Origin of the sequence: Rhodococcoides kyotonense, assembly GCF_001645385.1 — a bacterium.
Classification (GTDB): Bacteria; Actinomycetota; Actinomycetes; order Mycobacteriales; family Mycobacteriaceae; genus Rhodococcoides; species Rhodococcoides kyotonensis_B.
The window spans coordinates 19,791-34,517 of the sequence record NZ_LVHI01000014.1 but is presented as its reverse complement, the minus strand read 5'-3'; the positions used below and the strand labels follow the sequence as shown (position 1 = coordinate 34,517).

The window sequence follows — 14,727 nt, the reverse complement described above, 5'->3', positions numbered from 1 at the left end:
GACGGAGCCTGCGGGTCACTCCGCGGGCTCCGCTCCTGCCCAGGTAGCGTCGTGTGTCGTGACGGACCCCCTGGCCCCGCTTCTGGAACTCCCCGGCATCGCCGACGCGGCCGAGCGTGCCCGCGACGCGCTGGGCGCCGTGCATCGGCACAAGACGAATCGACGCGGATGGCCTGCGACCGCCGCAGAAGCCGCGGTCCGCGCCGCGCGGTCGTCGTCCGCGCTCGAGGGCGGTTCCATGGACTTCCCACGTGAAGGGGAGGAAGGCGACCCCGTCCTCGCCGGCTCGCTGCGTGTGGCGTCGGCACTCGACGGCGACGCGTTGCAGAACATGCTGGCGGTGTGGAAGCGAGCACCGCTGCAGGCACTCGCCCGACTTCATCTACTCGCGGCTGCCGATCTCGTCACCGACGACTCCCTGCTGGGTCGGCCGCGTGAAGGCGACAGCATCGGTGAACGACTCGACCTCCTCGCCCAGCTGGTCACCGGCGGAACGTCCGCACCCGCACCCGTCATCGCGGCGATCGTGCACGGGGAGTTGTTGACGCTGAAGCCTTTCGGCACAGCCGACGGCATCGTGGCCCGTGCAGCGTCGCGGTTGGTCGCGACGGCGTCTGGACTCGATCCGCACAATCTCGGTGTCCCCGAGGTCAGCTGGATGCGTCGATCCCAGGCGTACCGCGACGGGGCAGTCGGTTTCTCGGCAGGCACCGCGACGGGCGTCGGAAGTTGGATCATGTTGTGCTGCGGCGCACTCGAAGCCGGAGCTGCGGAAGCGACGTCGATCGCCGACGCGTCGGCGAGCTGATCTCGTCCCGCGCCCACCCGCTCACGTGAAAGGCGGCGATGCCGACTGTGAAAGTCGGCGTCGCCGCCCGTCAGCACGGACTATCCGGTTACCAAGCGTGCATAGGTGGGCTGTGGCGATCTGGGATCGCGAGGCCTCGGCGCCGGTTCGGTGAGGAGGGAGGTCATCCCTGCAACCGGTGCAGGGTTCTTGCTGCCGCCTACCGAATCTCGCAGGCCCACAGCGCTTCTGCCATGTCAGCGGCGCGCTCCGCGTGGGTACCTGATGTCCGTGCTGGGAGTCCGGGTCGGGAGAGCGAACCTTCTCTTCCGGATCGATCTTGGCCTTCCGTTTCTCCGTGCTTCTTTTCTACCCTGTGGTGCGGCTCACATCAAGGGGTTGTCAGCCTTTTCTTCGGAGCAATCCGTAGGTGACCGCACCGGCTATCACAGCACCGAAACCCACTGCGGCACTTGCCGCAACGGCCGTGCCCGACGGTGCCTGAATCCGGGCGCGCAAGGATACGGGATTCGAGAAAGTGAGGATGGGCCAGCCCTGTGTCGCCGCTTCCTTGCGCAGAGCGCGATCCGGGTTGACCGCAGTCGGATGTCCGACGGCGTGCAGCATCGGTAGATCCGTCATCGAGTCCGAATAGGCGAAACATTGTGCCAAATCGTAGTTTCGGGCCGCGGCGAGTTCCTTCATCGCTTCGACCTTGCCTTCGCCGTAGCAGTAGAACTCGACCGTCCCGTTGTATCGGCCATCGACGACTTCCATGCGCGTCGCGGTGCTGATGTCCGCTCCCAGCATCTCCGCGATCGGGGCGACGATCTCCTCCCCGGACGCGGACACCACGACGACGTCGTGGCCCCGCAGTTTGTGATCGGCGATGAGTTCGGTCGCCTCGGCGAACACCAGCGGATCGACTATGTCGTGCAACGTTTCCGCGACGATGGACCTGATCTGCTCGACGTCCCAGCCGGCGCTCATGGCGGCGATATGAGCGCGCATCCGTTCCATCTGATCGTGATCTGCTCCGGAGAGGAGGAACAGAAACTGCGCGTAGCTACTCTTCAGTACTGCACGTCGGTTGATGAGACCTTGATCGAAGAACGGCTTGCTGAATGCAAGCGTGCTCGACTTGGCGATAATTGTCTTGTCCAAGTCGAAGAATGCGGCAATTCTTCCGGCAGGGCGAGGTGATTCGGCGTCGTCGGCGCCGGCGCTGGTGGTCACGGTCCTCACAATAGAGGGCTGACGTGTCTCGCCGATGTCTCGAGCGAAACTACCGGTGGAAAACATGAAACTTGAACTTGCAAACAGCGCCTTGGCCGGGTGTAGTATTGATGCAGTCCGATTCGGTTCGGACGAGTTCAGCCCGACCCCCCGGGGCTGAACTAGACGACGACCCTCGCCTCCTCCCCCCCTGGCGAGGGTCGTCCTCTGTTTCGGGCCCTGTGTCGCCCAGTCATCTCGTCCTGGTGTGCGGATTCTGTTGTGCGGTAACCGGACTTACCAGTCGGTAGTGCGCTCGTGCCGGTAGTGGTACCACCGTCCAGTAATTCATCCACAGCCCCCGAATTCATCCACAATCTCGGAAAGAGTCTTGGCGACGGCCCGCAGATCACGCAGTCTCTTCGCTCATGGAACAAGAACCGACTGTGCGTCCGCGGGTGGTCCTGCTGCTGACCGCGGACGCAGTCCTGCGAGCGGATGCGCTTCGTGTCGCCGCGGCCGCGGAGTGCACTGTCCACGAGCACGATTCGACGGAGGGGCCGACCCCTCCTGGGCGCCTCGACTGGGACCGGGCGCACGTCGTGTTGCTCGACCCGGCGCACACGGCCGAGGTGCTCTCGGGCCGGCTCCCGCGGCGTGACGGCGTCGTCGTCCTGTCCCGGGGAGAGCCCGACGTCGAACACTGGCGCGCCGCAACATCGGTCGGTGCGACCAGCGTGTTCGGCCTCCCGAACGACGAACACGCTCTGATACGTGTCCTCACCGCACACGCACGTGATCGCGACGGGGACGGCGGTGCCATCGCCGTGATCGGTGGCCGCGGAGGAGCCGGTGCGTCGACGCTCGCTGCGGCTCTCGCGTCGACCTCCGCGGCGCACGGCACACGAACGCTGCTCGTCGACGGCGACGCCTTCGGCGGTGGTCTCGATCTGCTGCTCGGCTGGGAGGACATGCAGGGACTGCGGTGGCCGGGGCTCGCCGTCGAGGGCGGGCGCGTCACGGCGGAGGCCTTGCACGGTGCGCTCCCGTCGGTGAACGGGCTGTCGGTGTTGGCGGCCGGTCACGCGACGGACCACATCGACGCGCGTGCGTGCGAAGCCGTCGTCGACGCGGGTCGGACGGCAGGCGATCTCGTCGTGTGCGACGTTCCTCGACATCCAGGAGTGCACAGCGACGCGCTTCTCGACGCGGCCGACCTGGTAGTTCTCGTGGTGACGGCCGACATCGGCGCTGTCGCGAGCGCCCAGACGGTCGCGGCGTACGTGACCTCGCGCAACACGAACGTCGGCCTCGTCGTGCGCGGCCCGTCGCCGGGTGGCATCCGCGGCGTGGATGTGGCCGACAACCTCGGGCTGCCGTTGCTGGCGACGATGCGGCCCGACGCAGGCCTGGCCCAGCGTGTCGAGCGTGGAGGCATCGTACTCGGACGGCGATCGGCGTTGCGCGTGGCTGCCGAGGACATCCTTGCGACATTCGGCCGGCGGCCTCGACGTGGCCGGTGGGCAGCATGACGACCGTCGTCACTGCCGAACTGCTCGATCGCGTCCGTGAGCGATTGGCGAGTTCGGCGGAGGATCCCACTCCTGCGCTCGTCGCGAGTGCGGTGCGCATCGAAGCGGGCGGGGTCATCGGAGACACCGATCTTCTCGACGCTCTCCGGGTGCTTCAGACCGAACTGACCGGCGCGGGTCCGCTCGAAACGCTGCTGGTCGATCCTCGTGTCGCGGACGTACTGGTCACATCACCGCACGAGGTGTGGGTGGATCGAGGAGAAGGTTTGGAGCGCAGTGCAGTTCGATTCGCGGACGACGCTGCCGTCCGGCGCCTCGCGCAGCGTTTGGCCCTGTCGGCGGGGCGTCGATTGGACGACGCGCAGCCGTGGGTCGACGGCCAGTTGCCCGGAGTGGGCGACGGGACGTTCGGTGTTCGTCTGCACGCCGTTCTCGCGCCGATCGCCCGGGGAGGCACATGCTTGTCGCTGCGCGTGTTGCGTCCGACGACGCAGGGTCTGGACGCGTTGGCGGCACGCGGAGCGATCACGTCCGATGCGCTGGTGCTGTTGCGACGCATGATCGCCGCGCGTCTGGCGTTCCTCGTCGTCGGGGGCACAGGTGCAGGAAAGACGACGATGCTCGCGGCCCTCCTCGGCGAGGTAGCACCCACCGAGCGCATCGTCTGCGTCGAGGATGCCGCGGAACTGGCGCCTGCACATCCACACGTGGTGCGACTGGTGGCGCGCGCGCCGAACGTCGAGGGCATCGGCGAGGTGACGGTCCGCCAACTCGTCCGACAGGCGCTGCGCATGCGGCCCGACCGACTCGTCGTCGGTGAGGTCCGCGGCGCCGAGGTCGTCGACCTGTTGACGGCACTCAACACCGGTCACGACGGTGGTGCCGGAACCATTCACGCCAATTCGCCTGCCGAGGTACCACCGCGGCTGGAAGCCCTTGCTGCACTGGGTGGTATGGACCGCGGCGCGCTGCACAGTCAACTCGCGGCGGCCGTTCAGGTCGTCCTGCACGTGCATCGCGCGCACGACGGTGCACGCCGATTGCGCGAGATAGCCGTCGTCGTGCCGGATGCCGACGGCGCGGTGACCATCGTTCCCGCATGGAGCGTACATGGCCACGTCGACCGAGGCCGAGAACTGTTCGACGCCATGGTCGAACGGAGAACGACATGAGCGCCCTTGCGTTCGCTGTCTGTGCAGCGGCCGTCGTCGTTCTGCCAGGGCCGCGACGGCGAGTGTTGTTGCTGCGCAGACCGACTGAGGTCGCGAAGGCGGGCGGCATCTCGCGCAGGGTCGCGGTGGGATCGGGGGCGGTGGCGCTCCTGGTGTCGACCTATCTCGTCGGCGGTGTCAGCGCAGTCTGTGCGACCGCTGTCGTCGCGAGCACTCTCGTCGTGCGTCGTCGACGCGCCCTACGAGACCGCGCTCGACGCGTCGAGATCGATTCGCTCGCAGCAGGTCTCGACGTCGTCATCGGCGAGTTGAGCGTCGGATCCCATCCGGCGCTCGCCTGCGCGGCCGCTGCCGACGAGGGCAGCGGCGACGCGGCGGTCGCATTCGGCCGGGCCGCGGGACGTGCGAGACTCGGCGGGCATGCTCATGCAGGGCTCGCGATCACGGATTCGGTTCTGACGAAGGAGCTTTCACGACTGTCCACCGTGTGGAAGGTCGCCGACGAATACGGCCTCGGACTTGCCGGTTTGCTCGCCGCCGCGCGGTCGGACATATCCGCGCGCCGACGCTTTCGCGATCGAGTGACGTCCGGGCTCGCCGGCGCACGAGCCACGGCCACCGTGCTCGCCTGTCTGCCTGTCGTCGGGGTTCTCCTCGGGCAGTTGATGGGAGCCGAACCGCTCGGCGTGCTCCTGGGCGGTGGGCTCGGGGGAGTGCTGCTGGTCGTGGGCTCGGCTCTGGTCTGCGCTGGACTGCTGTGGTCCGACGCCATCACCGGCAGGGTCGTCCGGTGATGTGGACGGCTGCGGTGTGCGCCGCGTCGGCGCTGCTCGTCCTGCCCGCGTCCACCTCACCTCTCGGGCGTCTCGGGAAGGACGGCCCGGCACCGGGCGATGCCGAACCGGTGGCCGTCGCCGATTCTCACTCCGTGGCAGCGACTTTCGACTTGCTTGCGGCGTGTCTTCGTGGCGGGTTGCCGGTCGGAACCGCTGCGGCGGCAGTGGCCGACACCGCCCCGGAGCCTCTCGGGACGGCATTGCGCACCACTGCGGATCTCCTGGTCCTGGGCGCCGACGCCGACGCGGCCTGGGCCCCGGTGGAGGCCGAGCCGGACATCGAGTCGTTGGCACGGATGGCCCGACGATCGGCGCGGTCAGGTGCGTCGCTGGCCGACGGTATCGCGGAACTCGCCGACGAGAGGCGCGCGCAAGCCGAGGATGCGGCTGCAGCCGCGACCGAACGCGCCGGGGTGCTGATCAGCGGCCCGCTCGGGCTGTGTTTTCTGCCCGCGTTCGTGTGCCTGGGCATCGTTCCGGTCGTCGTGGGGCTCGCGCGCACCGTGCTGGGTGGGGGTCTTCTGTGAAGGCCGGGGTAACAGACTTCCGGGACGGGGCCGCCGTCTCGGAGAACGAGGAGGGGGAACACCATGTTGGGGAACATCATTCGAGAGGCGAGGGCACGTATCGTCGTTGCAGCCGTCGCAGACGACGGAATGTCCACGGCCGAATACGCGATCGGTACCATCGCCGCCGCTGCGTTCGGAGCTATTCTGTACACCGTCGTGACGGGCGATTCCATCGTGGGCACACTGACGGGAATCATCGACAAGGCGCTCAACACGTCCGTGTAGCCGATGACGGCGGCGCGACGGTGGAGGCGGCGATCGCGGTCGCGTCCATCGTCGCTGTCGTCGTGATGTGCATCGGCGCGATTCTTGCTGTCTCGCTGCATGTTCGATGTGTGGATGCGGCACGCGAGACGGCACGGCTCGTCGCTCGTGGCGACACGGTGTCGACGGTGGATCTGGCGCCGGACGAGGCGCGGGTGACCGTCACCTCGACAGGCGGGTTCGTGACGGTGCGTGTCGAGGCGGACACGGCTCTACCCGGGTTGACGGTCAGCGCGCAGGCTGTCGCGGCGATCGAATCGGCGGATGACGATGGATCGTGACGACGGGGGCGTGACAGTCCTCGCGGCTCTGGCGGTGGCGGCGTTGGTGGTCGTCGTGATCGCGATCGTCCACGTCGGATCCGCAATCAGCGGGCGACACCGGGCGCAGTCGGCGGCGGACCTGTCCGCGCTCGCGGCGGCATCGGCTCTCGATCTCGGAATCGCCGACGCGTGTGCCGCGGCAGCAGACGTCGTCGAGCGTGCGGAGGCCACGTTGGTCGACTGCACCGTCGACGGGTGGGATGTCGTGGTGGAAGTGTCGATCACGTTGCCGCTCGGGCGTTTCGGGGTGCGCGACGCCACCGCCGCGGCGCGGGCGGGGCCGGCGTGACCTACCCTCCCTGGCGCAGAACCCCGTCGAGTACACCTTGGAAATTCTCGCTCTCCGGGTTACCGCCGGTGCGCGCGACGAAGGTGGTTTTCGTCGTGGCGACGAGCTCACCGGACGCGTCCGTGATGTCGTTGGCGGTGACCATGATGTCGCTGCCGCCCGACTGCCGGAACGACTCGAGACTGAGGTCGCTGGACAGTACGTCGCCTGCTCGGAGCGGACGGTGGAGCTTGATCTGCTGATCGGTATGCAGGATGTCGCCGATGCCGTAGCCGATGAGCAGGTTCTCGAACAGCTCGGGAAGTACGGCAGTGCCGATGACGCTGACGAACGTGACGGGTGCTATGACGCCGTCGTGACCGAGTTCGCGACCGGCGCCGTCGTCGAAATGCGTCAGGTGATCGTCCTGCACGGCACGGGCGAATTCCTTGATCTTCTCCCTACCGATCTCGTAGGTGAAGCTCACGACATGATGCGCTCCGACCCTGTCGAGAATGTGGCCGGTGGCTGAGGGGCTTATCGATACCGTCGACATGTGCTGAACCTTTCGACTCTGCGATTCTACTAGTCCAGCAGCCTCGAACCAATTTGGTGGGGCAGTGGAGAAAGTCTTTGCTGGGTCCCAACGAAAGGCCCGGTTCTCGTGTGGTTCGTCATCACAGGGTCGGGTTCGTCACCTGGTGGGAAGTGCGTCGAGTACCGCCTGCAGAACCACGATGGCGCCTGCTTTGTCGAGCGGGTCGTTGCCGTTGCCGCACTTCGGAGATTGCACGCACGAGGGGCACCCCGTTCGGCATTCGCAGGACTCGATCGCATCTCTCGTCGCCTCCAGCCAGTCGCGGAATGCGCGGTGGCCTCGTTCGGCGAATCCGGCGCCGCCGTCGTACCCGTCGTAGACGAACACCGTCGGCAATCCGGTGTCGGGGTGCAGCGCCGTCGACACACCGCCGATGTCCCAACGGTCGCACGTCGCGACGAGCGGTAACAGACCGATCGCGGCATGCTCGGCCGCGTGCAACGACCCCGGGAAGCGTTCGGGCGACACGCCACGCTCGATCAGCAGTTCCGGCGTGATCGTGTACATGACCGCGCGCGTGTCCAAGGTCTGCTCGGGCATGTCGAGTTCGACGGAATCGAGCACCTCACCCGAGTGCAGTCGACGCAGATACCCGATCACCTGATGGGTGACGTTCACCTGAACCAGCGCGAGCGTCACCTCACCCAGCATGGCTTGCGAATGCACGGCCGTCACCGAGATGTCCGTCGTCTCTCGCGCAGAGGTGTTCCAGTCTGGCTGCTCCGGATGTACCAGCGCGAGACCGTCTTCGAGATTCAGATCGTCGACGACGAAGGATTCGCCCTGGTGAATGTGTACAGCGCCGGGATGGACTGTGGCAGGGGCTCTTCCGGCGTCGACGGTGCCGAGCATGCGTCCGGTTTCGCCGTCGACGATCGCGACCTCGGTGCCGCTCCCGCCCCGAATGTTCACCGACGAGTGCGGTGCGTATTTCTCGCCTTCCGGTGTGATGAACCACCCGTGCGGGCGTTTGCGCAGCAGCCCGTCTGCGACGAGTTCGGCGAGTACTGCCTCGGCGTCGAACTCGTCGGCTTCCGCGGCGGTGATCGGCAGTTCGGCTGCAGCGCAGAGTATCTGAGGTCCGAGGAGGTAGGGGTTCGTCGGGTCGGTGACCGTTGCCTCGATCGGCTTGTCGAGCAAAGCACCGGGATTGTGCACGAGATACGTGTCGAGTGGATCGTCTCGTGCGACGAGCGCGACGAGCGATCCTTCACCGCGTCGGCCCGAGCGGCCCGCCTGCTGCCAGAACGACGCAACCGTGCCGGGAAAACCTGCGACGACCACGGCGTCGAGACCCGCTATGTCGACACCCAATTCGAGAGCGTTGGTCGTCGCCACACCGAGAAGAGTGCCGTCGGACAGATCGGATTCCAGCTTGCGACGGTCCTCCGCGAGGTACCCGGCGCGGTACGCGGCGACGCGGGCGGGCAGGTCGCGATCGACGTCGGCCAGGAACCGCTGCGTGCCCAACGCGGTGACCTCCGCTCCGCGCCGTGATCGGACGAAAGTCAGTGTGCGAGCGCCCTCCACGACGAGATCCGCCATGATGCGCGACGCTTCTGCACCCGCCGATCTTCGTACGGGGGCACCGTTCTCGCCGGTGATCTCCTTCAGTAGCGGCGGTTCCCACAGTGCGACCGTCCGTGGCCCGTGCGGCGACCCGTCCTCGGTCACCTCCTCACATGGGGCGCCGACGAGACGCGACGCCGCGGCGCCGGGATCGGACGTGGTGGCGCTGGCGAGCACGAAGACGGGGGACGCGCCGTAACGCGCACACACGCGTCGAAGACGCCGCAGGATCAGAGCGACGTTGGAGCCGAAGACGCCACGGTAGTAGTGGCATTCGTCGACGACGACGTAGCGCAGATTCCGCAGGAACCGGGACCAGCGCTCGTGAGCGCCGAGGATTCCGATGTGGACCATGTCGGGGTTGGTGAAGATCCACCGCGCGTTGGCTCGGGCCCACTGCCGGATTTCGATCGGGGTGTCGCCGTCGTACGCGCTGGGGAAGACATCGGCCAGTTCCGGTGCATCAGCGCGTAACTCGTCCGTGATCGAAATGGTGTTGCGAAGTTGATCTGCGCCGAGCGCCTTCGTCGGAGCCAGGTACAACGCGGTCGCCCGCGCGTCGTCGAGAAGGGTCGTCAGAATCGGCATCTGGTATGCCAGAGACTTTCCCGACGCTGTGCCTGTTGACAGGACAACGTGATGACCTTCGCTGGCGAGGGTTGCGGCGCGGACCTGATGACTCCAGGGGCGTGGGATCCCACGATCACGCAGCGTCGCTTGTACTTCGGACTTCAACCATGTTGGCCAGTCGACTATTTGGGCTTCCCGCCCGGGGAGTTCGGCGACGTGTGTCAGTGGCTGCTCTCCCGAAGGAGTGCCGGCGAGAACACGATCGAGAAGCGCGCGGCCGTAACCGGCAGCGGGAGTGGGCTGCCCGCCATCGACCGGCGTGCTCGGGGTGCATTCGTTCGAATGACCCCTGTTCGACGGATCCGGTTGGGTCACTGATGCTCTCCATGCTCACTCGAAACTGCGTGCCGCGTCGGCCAGGCCCGCGACCTGCGGTTTTCATGCTATCGCCAGCCCGATTCGAGGCGTGTGGCGGCCGGGCGTCGGCCCAGGTGGGAGGCGGTGAACGATGCAACGGGCGTTGTCACGGTCCTCAAGATCAACAAAATTGGCGAAAACTGCCATTTTCGACTGTTGGAAAACCGCAAGTCGTGGTTGACTTGACGTGGTCGCAGCTTCTGTGTTCGTTTTCACGCTCGCAGGATCGATGTTGCGAGCGCTGTGCTTTTGGAGCGTTTCCTGAGGGGGTCTCTGTTCTTGCAGGGGTTCTGCTGAGGGGGAAAATCAGGAAGTACAACGGTCGGAACCGGCCCGGTGGACTGTAAGTGCTGTCCATCGCATCCGGTGTTAGAAAGAGAAGGAAAAGCATGGCACAGGGAACTGTGAAGTGGTTCAACGCCGAAAAGGGCTTTGGATTCATCGCACCAGAAGACGGCTCCGCTGACGTTTTCGTTCACTACTCCGAGATCCAGGGCAGCGGCTTCCGCACCCTCGAGGAGAACCAGCGCGTCGAGTTCGAGGTCGGCCAGGGAACCAAGGGGCCCCAGGCGACCGGCGTTCGCGCGGTCTGATTTCGAATCCGCTCGCCTGCACGGCGAGTCGAATCGACGAAACTCATCCCCCTCACACGTGTCGGCTCTGCCGAGCGGTGAGGGGGATGAGTCGTTTCGTGGGTATCGCAGAGTCTTTCGGTTTCGGTGTGCGGACACGTGCGCATCGGACGTCGTGACTCGACCCGATGTCCTACTGTCCACACTGTGAACCAGTTGTCGTTCTTCTCGGCCGAGTCGCTGCCGCCGTCGGTGACGGACTTGAGCGGGTTGCTGGCGTCGACCGGTCACGTCGTTCTGTCGGGCGCGGGTGCTCGGATCTCCGTGGTCGTCGACGACGAATGGCGCGCGGACGCCATCTCGGATCTGATCGCCGAGTGTGGACTCGTCGCCGAGATCGGTCGCTCGGAGGAGGATCGTCCCCTCGTGCGGACGGCGTCCGTGGCCGAGTTGTCCGCGCTGGCGTCCCAGTGGACCAAAGGCGCGGTGAAGTCGATGCCTCCTGGTTGGGTGCCGGGCGCCCGCGAGCTCCGCGCATGGGTTCTGGCTGCCGGCCGTCCCGAGGCCGACGGCGAGCGTTACGTGCTCGGCCTCGATCCGCACGCGCCGGACACGCATGCTCCTCTCGCTCAGGCTCTGATGCGTGCCGGTATCGCTCCGACGCTGATCGGTACTCGTGGTTCCATGCCGGGGCTACGCGTCACGGGGCGTCGGCGTCTGTCGAGGCTGGTGGAGAACGTCGGAATGCCGCCCCGGAACGACGCCGCACGCGCCAGCTGGCCGCGTGCCGAGTAGGCGATTCCGCAGCTGATCTGACAGTGTTTTGACGGCGTATGCCACTCTGTTACCAGACGCACCGGCAAAATTGTCGGATTGATGAGGTAGACAATTCCCGCAGATCGACTGTCGGGAACGCGACGAAGGAAGGTTCGGCAGCAAGGTGGCAGCACGGAATAACGGCTCGGGGGGCACCACCACCGGCTCTGCGGAGCCGCGCCGCCTTGTCATCGTCGAGTCCCCGACCAAGGCGAAGAAGATCGCTCCTTACCTGGGCAAGAACTATGTCGTCGAGGCGTCGGTCGGTCACATCAGAGATCTGCCGCGCGGAGCGGCCGACGTGCCGGCCAAGTACAAGGGAGAGCCCTGGGCGCGGCTCGGCGTCGACGTCGACCACGACTTCGAGGCGCTCTATGTCGTCTCTCCGGAGAAGAAGGGCAAGGTCGCCGAGCTCAAGGGCCTGCTCAAGGATGCCGACGAGCTCTTTCTCGCCACCGACCCCGACCGCGAGGGCGAGGCCATCGCGTGGCATCTCCTCGAGACCCTGAACCCCAAGATCCCTGTTCGACGCATGGTCTTCCACGAGATCACCAAGCCGGCGATCCTCGCGGCCGCTGCCGACACGCGTGAGCTCGACCAGGACCTGGTCGACGCACAGGAAACCCGTCGCATCCTCGACCGCCTGTACGGCTACGAGGTAAGCCCGGTGCTGTGGAAGAAGGTCATGCCGAAGCTGTCGGCGGGCCGCGTGCAGTCCGTCGCGACCAGGATCATCGTTCAGCGCGAGCGTGATCGCATGGCGTTCCGCACCGCGGAGTACTGGGACATCTCGGCAACGCTCGATGCCGGTGCCGATCAGTCGCCGCGCAGTTTCGGGGCGCGTCTGGTCAACGTCGACGGTGCACGCGTCGCCGCAGGTCGTGATTTCGGTGCCGACGGCAAGCTGAAGTCGGACGCCGTCACCGTGCTCGACGAGTCGCGGGCACGTCGCCTGGCCGAAGCGCTCGAGGGCGTCGATCTGACGGTGGCGTCGGCCGAGGACAAGCCGTACACCCGCAAGCCGTACCCGCCGTTCATGACGTCGACCCTCCAGCAGGAGGCAGGCCGCAAGCTGCGGTTCAGCTCGGAGCGGACCATGCGCGTCGCGCAGCGTCTGTACGAGAACGGCTACATCACCTACATGCGTACCGACTCGACCACGTTGTCCGAGTCGGCCATCTCCGCGGCACGTGCGCAGGCAACCGAGCTGTACGGCGCGGAATACGTCCACCCGTCGCCCAGGCAGTACACGCGCAAGGTCAAGAACGCCCAGGAAGCTCACGAGGCGATCAGGCCTGCCGGTGACGTCTTCCAGACTCCCGGCCAGCTGCACTCGGCACTGCAGACCGACGAGTACCGCCTCTACGAGCTCATCTGGCAGCGCACGGTGGCGTCGCAGATGGCCGATGTCCGCGGTACGACGCTGACGCTGCGCATCACCGGCACCGCAGGAACCGGCGAGGAGTGCACCTTCTCCGCGTCGGGCCGCACCATCACGTTCGCCGGCTTCCTCAAGGCGTACGTCGAGAGCGTCGACGACGAGGCCGGTGGCCAGTCCGACGACGCAGAGTCGCGCCTGCCTGCGTTGAAGGCGGGCCACGCCGTCACGGCTACCAAGCTCGACCCCGACGGCCACACGACCAACCCGCCCGCTCGGTACACCGAGGCGTCGCTCATCAAGACGCTCGAAGAGCTGGGCATCGGCCGCCCGTCGACCTATTCGTCGATCATCAAGACCATCCTCGACCGCGGCTACGTCTACAAGCGCGGTAGCGCGCTGGTGCCGTCGTGGGTCGCGTTCTCGGTGATCGGTCTGTTGGAAGCGCACTTCGGCCGGCTCGTGGACTTCGACTTCACGGCAGGCATGGAGGACGATCTCGACGCCATCGCCGGTGGCCGCGAACGTCGCGGTAACTGGTTGACGAGCTTCTATTTCGGTGGCGACACCGGCGCCGAAGGGTCGGTCGCCCGATCCGGTGGTCTGAAGAAGATGGTCGGCACCAACCTCGAAGACATCGACGCGCGTGAGATCAACTCGATCCGGCTGTTCGACGACGCCGAGGGGCGCGAGATCCACGTTCGCGTCGGCCGTTACGGTCCGTACCTCGAGCGGATGATCGAAAACGACGACGATCCCGACGGGGATCCGATCTCGCAGCGCGCCAACCTGCCCGACGACCTTCCGCCGGACGAGCTGACCATCGACGTCGCCGAGAAACTGTTCTCGACGCCGCAGGAGGGCCGTCGTCTCGGTGCCGATCCGTTGACCGGGCACGAAATCGTCGCCAAGGAAGGACGATTCGGCCCGTACGTCACCGAGATCCTTCCCGAGCCGGAGCCGGAACCTGCTGCCCCGGAACCGGACATCGTTCCGATTCCCACAGGTGACGACGGTGGCGGTTCGACGAAGACCGCGGTGAAGAAAGCTGCGGCCAAGAAGGCACCTGCGAAGAAGGCCGCCAAGAAGGTCGCCGGACCGAAGCCTCGTACCGGTTCGCTGTTCAAATCGATGGATCTCGCGACCATCACGCTCGACGACGCACTCAAGTTGCTGTCGTTGCCGCGTGTCGTCGGCGTCGACCCCGAGTCGAAGGAAGAGATCACCGCGCAGAACGGCCGCTACGGTCCGTATCTGAAGAAGGGCACGGACTCTCGTTCGCTGGCCGACGAAGACCAGCTGTTCTCCGTGACCCTCGACGAGGCGCTCAAGATCTACGCCGAGCCGAAGCGTCGCGGCCGTCAGGGTGAGGCCAAGCCGCCGCTGCGTGAGATGGGCGTCGACCCGGTCAGCGAGAAGCCGATGGTCATCAAGGACGGTCGTTTCGGTCCGTACGTCACCGACGGCGAGACCAACGCCAGCCTGCGCAAGGACGACGACGTCGCGTCCATCACCGACGATCGCGCGTCGGAGCTGTTGGCGGACAGGCGTGCTCGTGGCCCGGTGAAGAAGAAGGCCACGAAGAAGGCTGCCACCAAGAAGGCAACCGCGACCAAGACGGCCACGAAGACGGCTGCCAAGAAGACGCCCGCGAAGAAGGCTGCAGCGAAGAAAACGGCGGCCAAGAAAGCGCCTGCGAAGAAGGCACCCGCCAAGAAGGCTGCAGCGAAGAAGGCACCGCCGGCGTCCGAGGAGTAGCGAGCTCCTTCGGTCGCTCGCCGCCATTGGCTATTCGCTTGAATGGTCCATTCATGTTGTCCGTCAACATGAATGGACCATTC

Annotated in this window: 14 protein-coding genes; 11 read left to right on the top strand and 3 right to left on the bottom strand. The window is 66.2% G+C overall.

From position 1 onward, the window contains the following. Positions 1 to 58 precede the first annotated feature (58 nt). A complete protein-coding gene (locus tag A3K89_RS13085; RefSeq protein ID WP_068426574.1) occupies positions 59 to 808 on the top strand; it encodes an oxidoreductase in 750 nt (249 codons plus the stop codon). Positions 809 to 1,189: 381 nt separating this feature from the next. Here the strand turns inward: A3K89_RS13085 and A3K89_RS13080 are convergent, their stop codons facing one another. Next, positions 1,190 to 2,023: an HAD family hydrolase gene (locus A3K89_RS13080; protein WP_068426691.1), complete on the bottom strand. Its 834-nt coding sequence runs from the start codon at positions 2,021 to 2,023 to the stop codon at positions 1,190 to 1,192. A 407-nt stretch (positions 2,024 to 2,430) separates the two neighbouring features. Here A3K89_RS13080 and ssd point away from each other — a divergent pair, with 407 nt between their 5' ends. The 7 genes from ssd to A3K89_RS13045 all read left to right on the top strand — a co-directional run bounded on the left by ssd (position 2,431) and on the right by A3K89_RS13045 (position 6,987). Continuing rightward, complete coding sequence (ssd, locus tag A3K89_RS13075) at positions 2,431 to 3,534, top strand: septum site-determining protein Ssd (RefSeq protein ID WP_068426571.1); 1,104 nt, start codon at positions 2,431 to 2,433, stop codon at positions 3,532 to 3,534. After that, complete coding sequence (locus A3K89_RS13070; protein ID WP_084423775.1) at positions 3,531 to 4,706, top strand: TadA family conjugal transfer-associated ATPase; 1,176 nt, start codon at positions 3,531 to 3,533, stop codon at positions 4,704 to 4,706. Before ssd ends, A3K89_RS13070 begins: the two co-directional genes overlap by 4 nt. Then, a complete protein-coding gene (locus A3K89_RS13065) occupies positions 4,703 to 5,500 on the top strand; it encodes a type II secretion system F family protein (protein ID WP_068426565.1) in 798 nt (265 codons plus the stop codon). Before A3K89_RS13070 ends, A3K89_RS13065 begins: the two co-directional genes overlap by 4 nt. Beyond that, the gene (locus tag A3K89_RS13060) at positions 5,500 to 6,069 is read left to right on the top strand and encodes a type II secretion system F family protein (RefSeq protein WP_068426564.1); all 570 of its coding nucleotides are present in this window, start codon (positions 5,500 to 5,502) and stop codon (positions 6,067 to 6,069) included. Before A3K89_RS13065 ends, A3K89_RS13060 begins: the two co-directional genes overlap by 1 nt. A 63-nt stretch (positions 6,070 to 6,132) precedes the next feature. After that, positions 6,133 to 6,336, top strand: coding sequence for a DUF4244 domain-containing protein (locus tag A3K89_RS13055; RefSeq protein WP_068426563.1), 204 nt, complete (start codon positions 6,133 to 6,135; stop codon positions 6,334 to 6,336). Positions 6,337 to 6,356: 20 nt separating this feature from the next. Further along, positions 6,357 to 6,656 carry a TadE family type IV pilus minor pilin gene (locus tag A3K89_RS13050; protein WP_068426559.1) on the top strand — a complete coding sequence of 100 codons (300 nt, stop codon included), beginning with the start codon at positions 6,357 to 6,359 and terminating at the stop codon, positions 6,654 to 6,656. Continuing rightward, entirely contained in the window at positions 6,640 to 6,987 is a 348-nt protein-coding gene (locus tag A3K89_RS13045; RefSeq protein ID WP_068426557.1) for an Rv3654c family TadE-like protein, read from the top strand. Before A3K89_RS13050 ends, A3K89_RS13045 begins: the two co-directional genes overlap by 17 nt. Before the next feature lies 1 nt (position 6,988). Here the strand turns inward: A3K89_RS13045 and A3K89_RS13040 are convergent, their stop codons facing one another. Together A3K89_RS13040 and A3K89_RS13035 are read right to left on the bottom strand one after the other, a co-directional pair. After that, positions 6,989 to 7,522 carry an FAS1-like dehydratase domain-containing protein gene (locus A3K89_RS13040; RefSeq protein ID WP_068426555.1) on the bottom strand — a complete coding sequence of 178 codons (534 nt, stop codon included), beginning with the start codon at positions 7,520 to 7,522 and terminating at the stop codon, positions 6,989 to 6,991. Positions 7,523 to 7,660: 138 nt separating this feature from the next. Beyond that, positions 7,661 to 9,928, bottom strand: a complete 2,268-nt coding sequence (locus tag A3K89_RS13035; protein WP_068426688.1) for a DEAD/DEAH box helicase — start codon at positions 9,926 to 9,928, stop codon at positions 7,661 to 7,663. Positions 9,929 to 10,509: 581 nt separating this feature from the next. Between A3K89_RS13035 and A3K89_RS13030 the strand changes: the two genes are divergently transcribed. The 3 genes from A3K89_RS13030 to topA all read left to right on the top strand — a co-directional run bounded on the left by A3K89_RS13030 (position 10,510) and on the right by topA (position 14,644). After that, on the top strand, positions 10,510 to 10,713 hold the full coding sequence (locus A3K89_RS13030) for a cold-shock protein (protein WP_005248460.1): 204 nt from the start codon (positions 10,510 to 10,512) through the stop codon (positions 10,711 to 10,713). A gap of 186 nt (positions 10,714 to 10,899) precedes the next feature. Continuing rightward, the gene (locus A3K89_RS13025; RefSeq protein ID WP_068426553.1) at positions 10,900 to 11,487 is read left to right on the top strand and encodes a hypothetical protein; all 588 of its coding nucleotides are present in this window, start codon (positions 10,900 to 10,902) and stop codon (positions 11,485 to 11,487) included. 145 nt (positions 11,488 to 11,632) lie between these two features. After that, the gene (topA, locus tag A3K89_RS13020) at positions 11,633 to 14,644 is read left to right on the top strand and encodes a type I DNA topoisomerase (RefSeq protein ID WP_068426550.1); all 3,012 of its coding nucleotides are present in this window, start codon (positions 11,633 to 11,635) and stop codon (positions 14,642 to 14,644) included. Positions 14,645 to 14,727 lie beyond the last annotated feature (83 nt).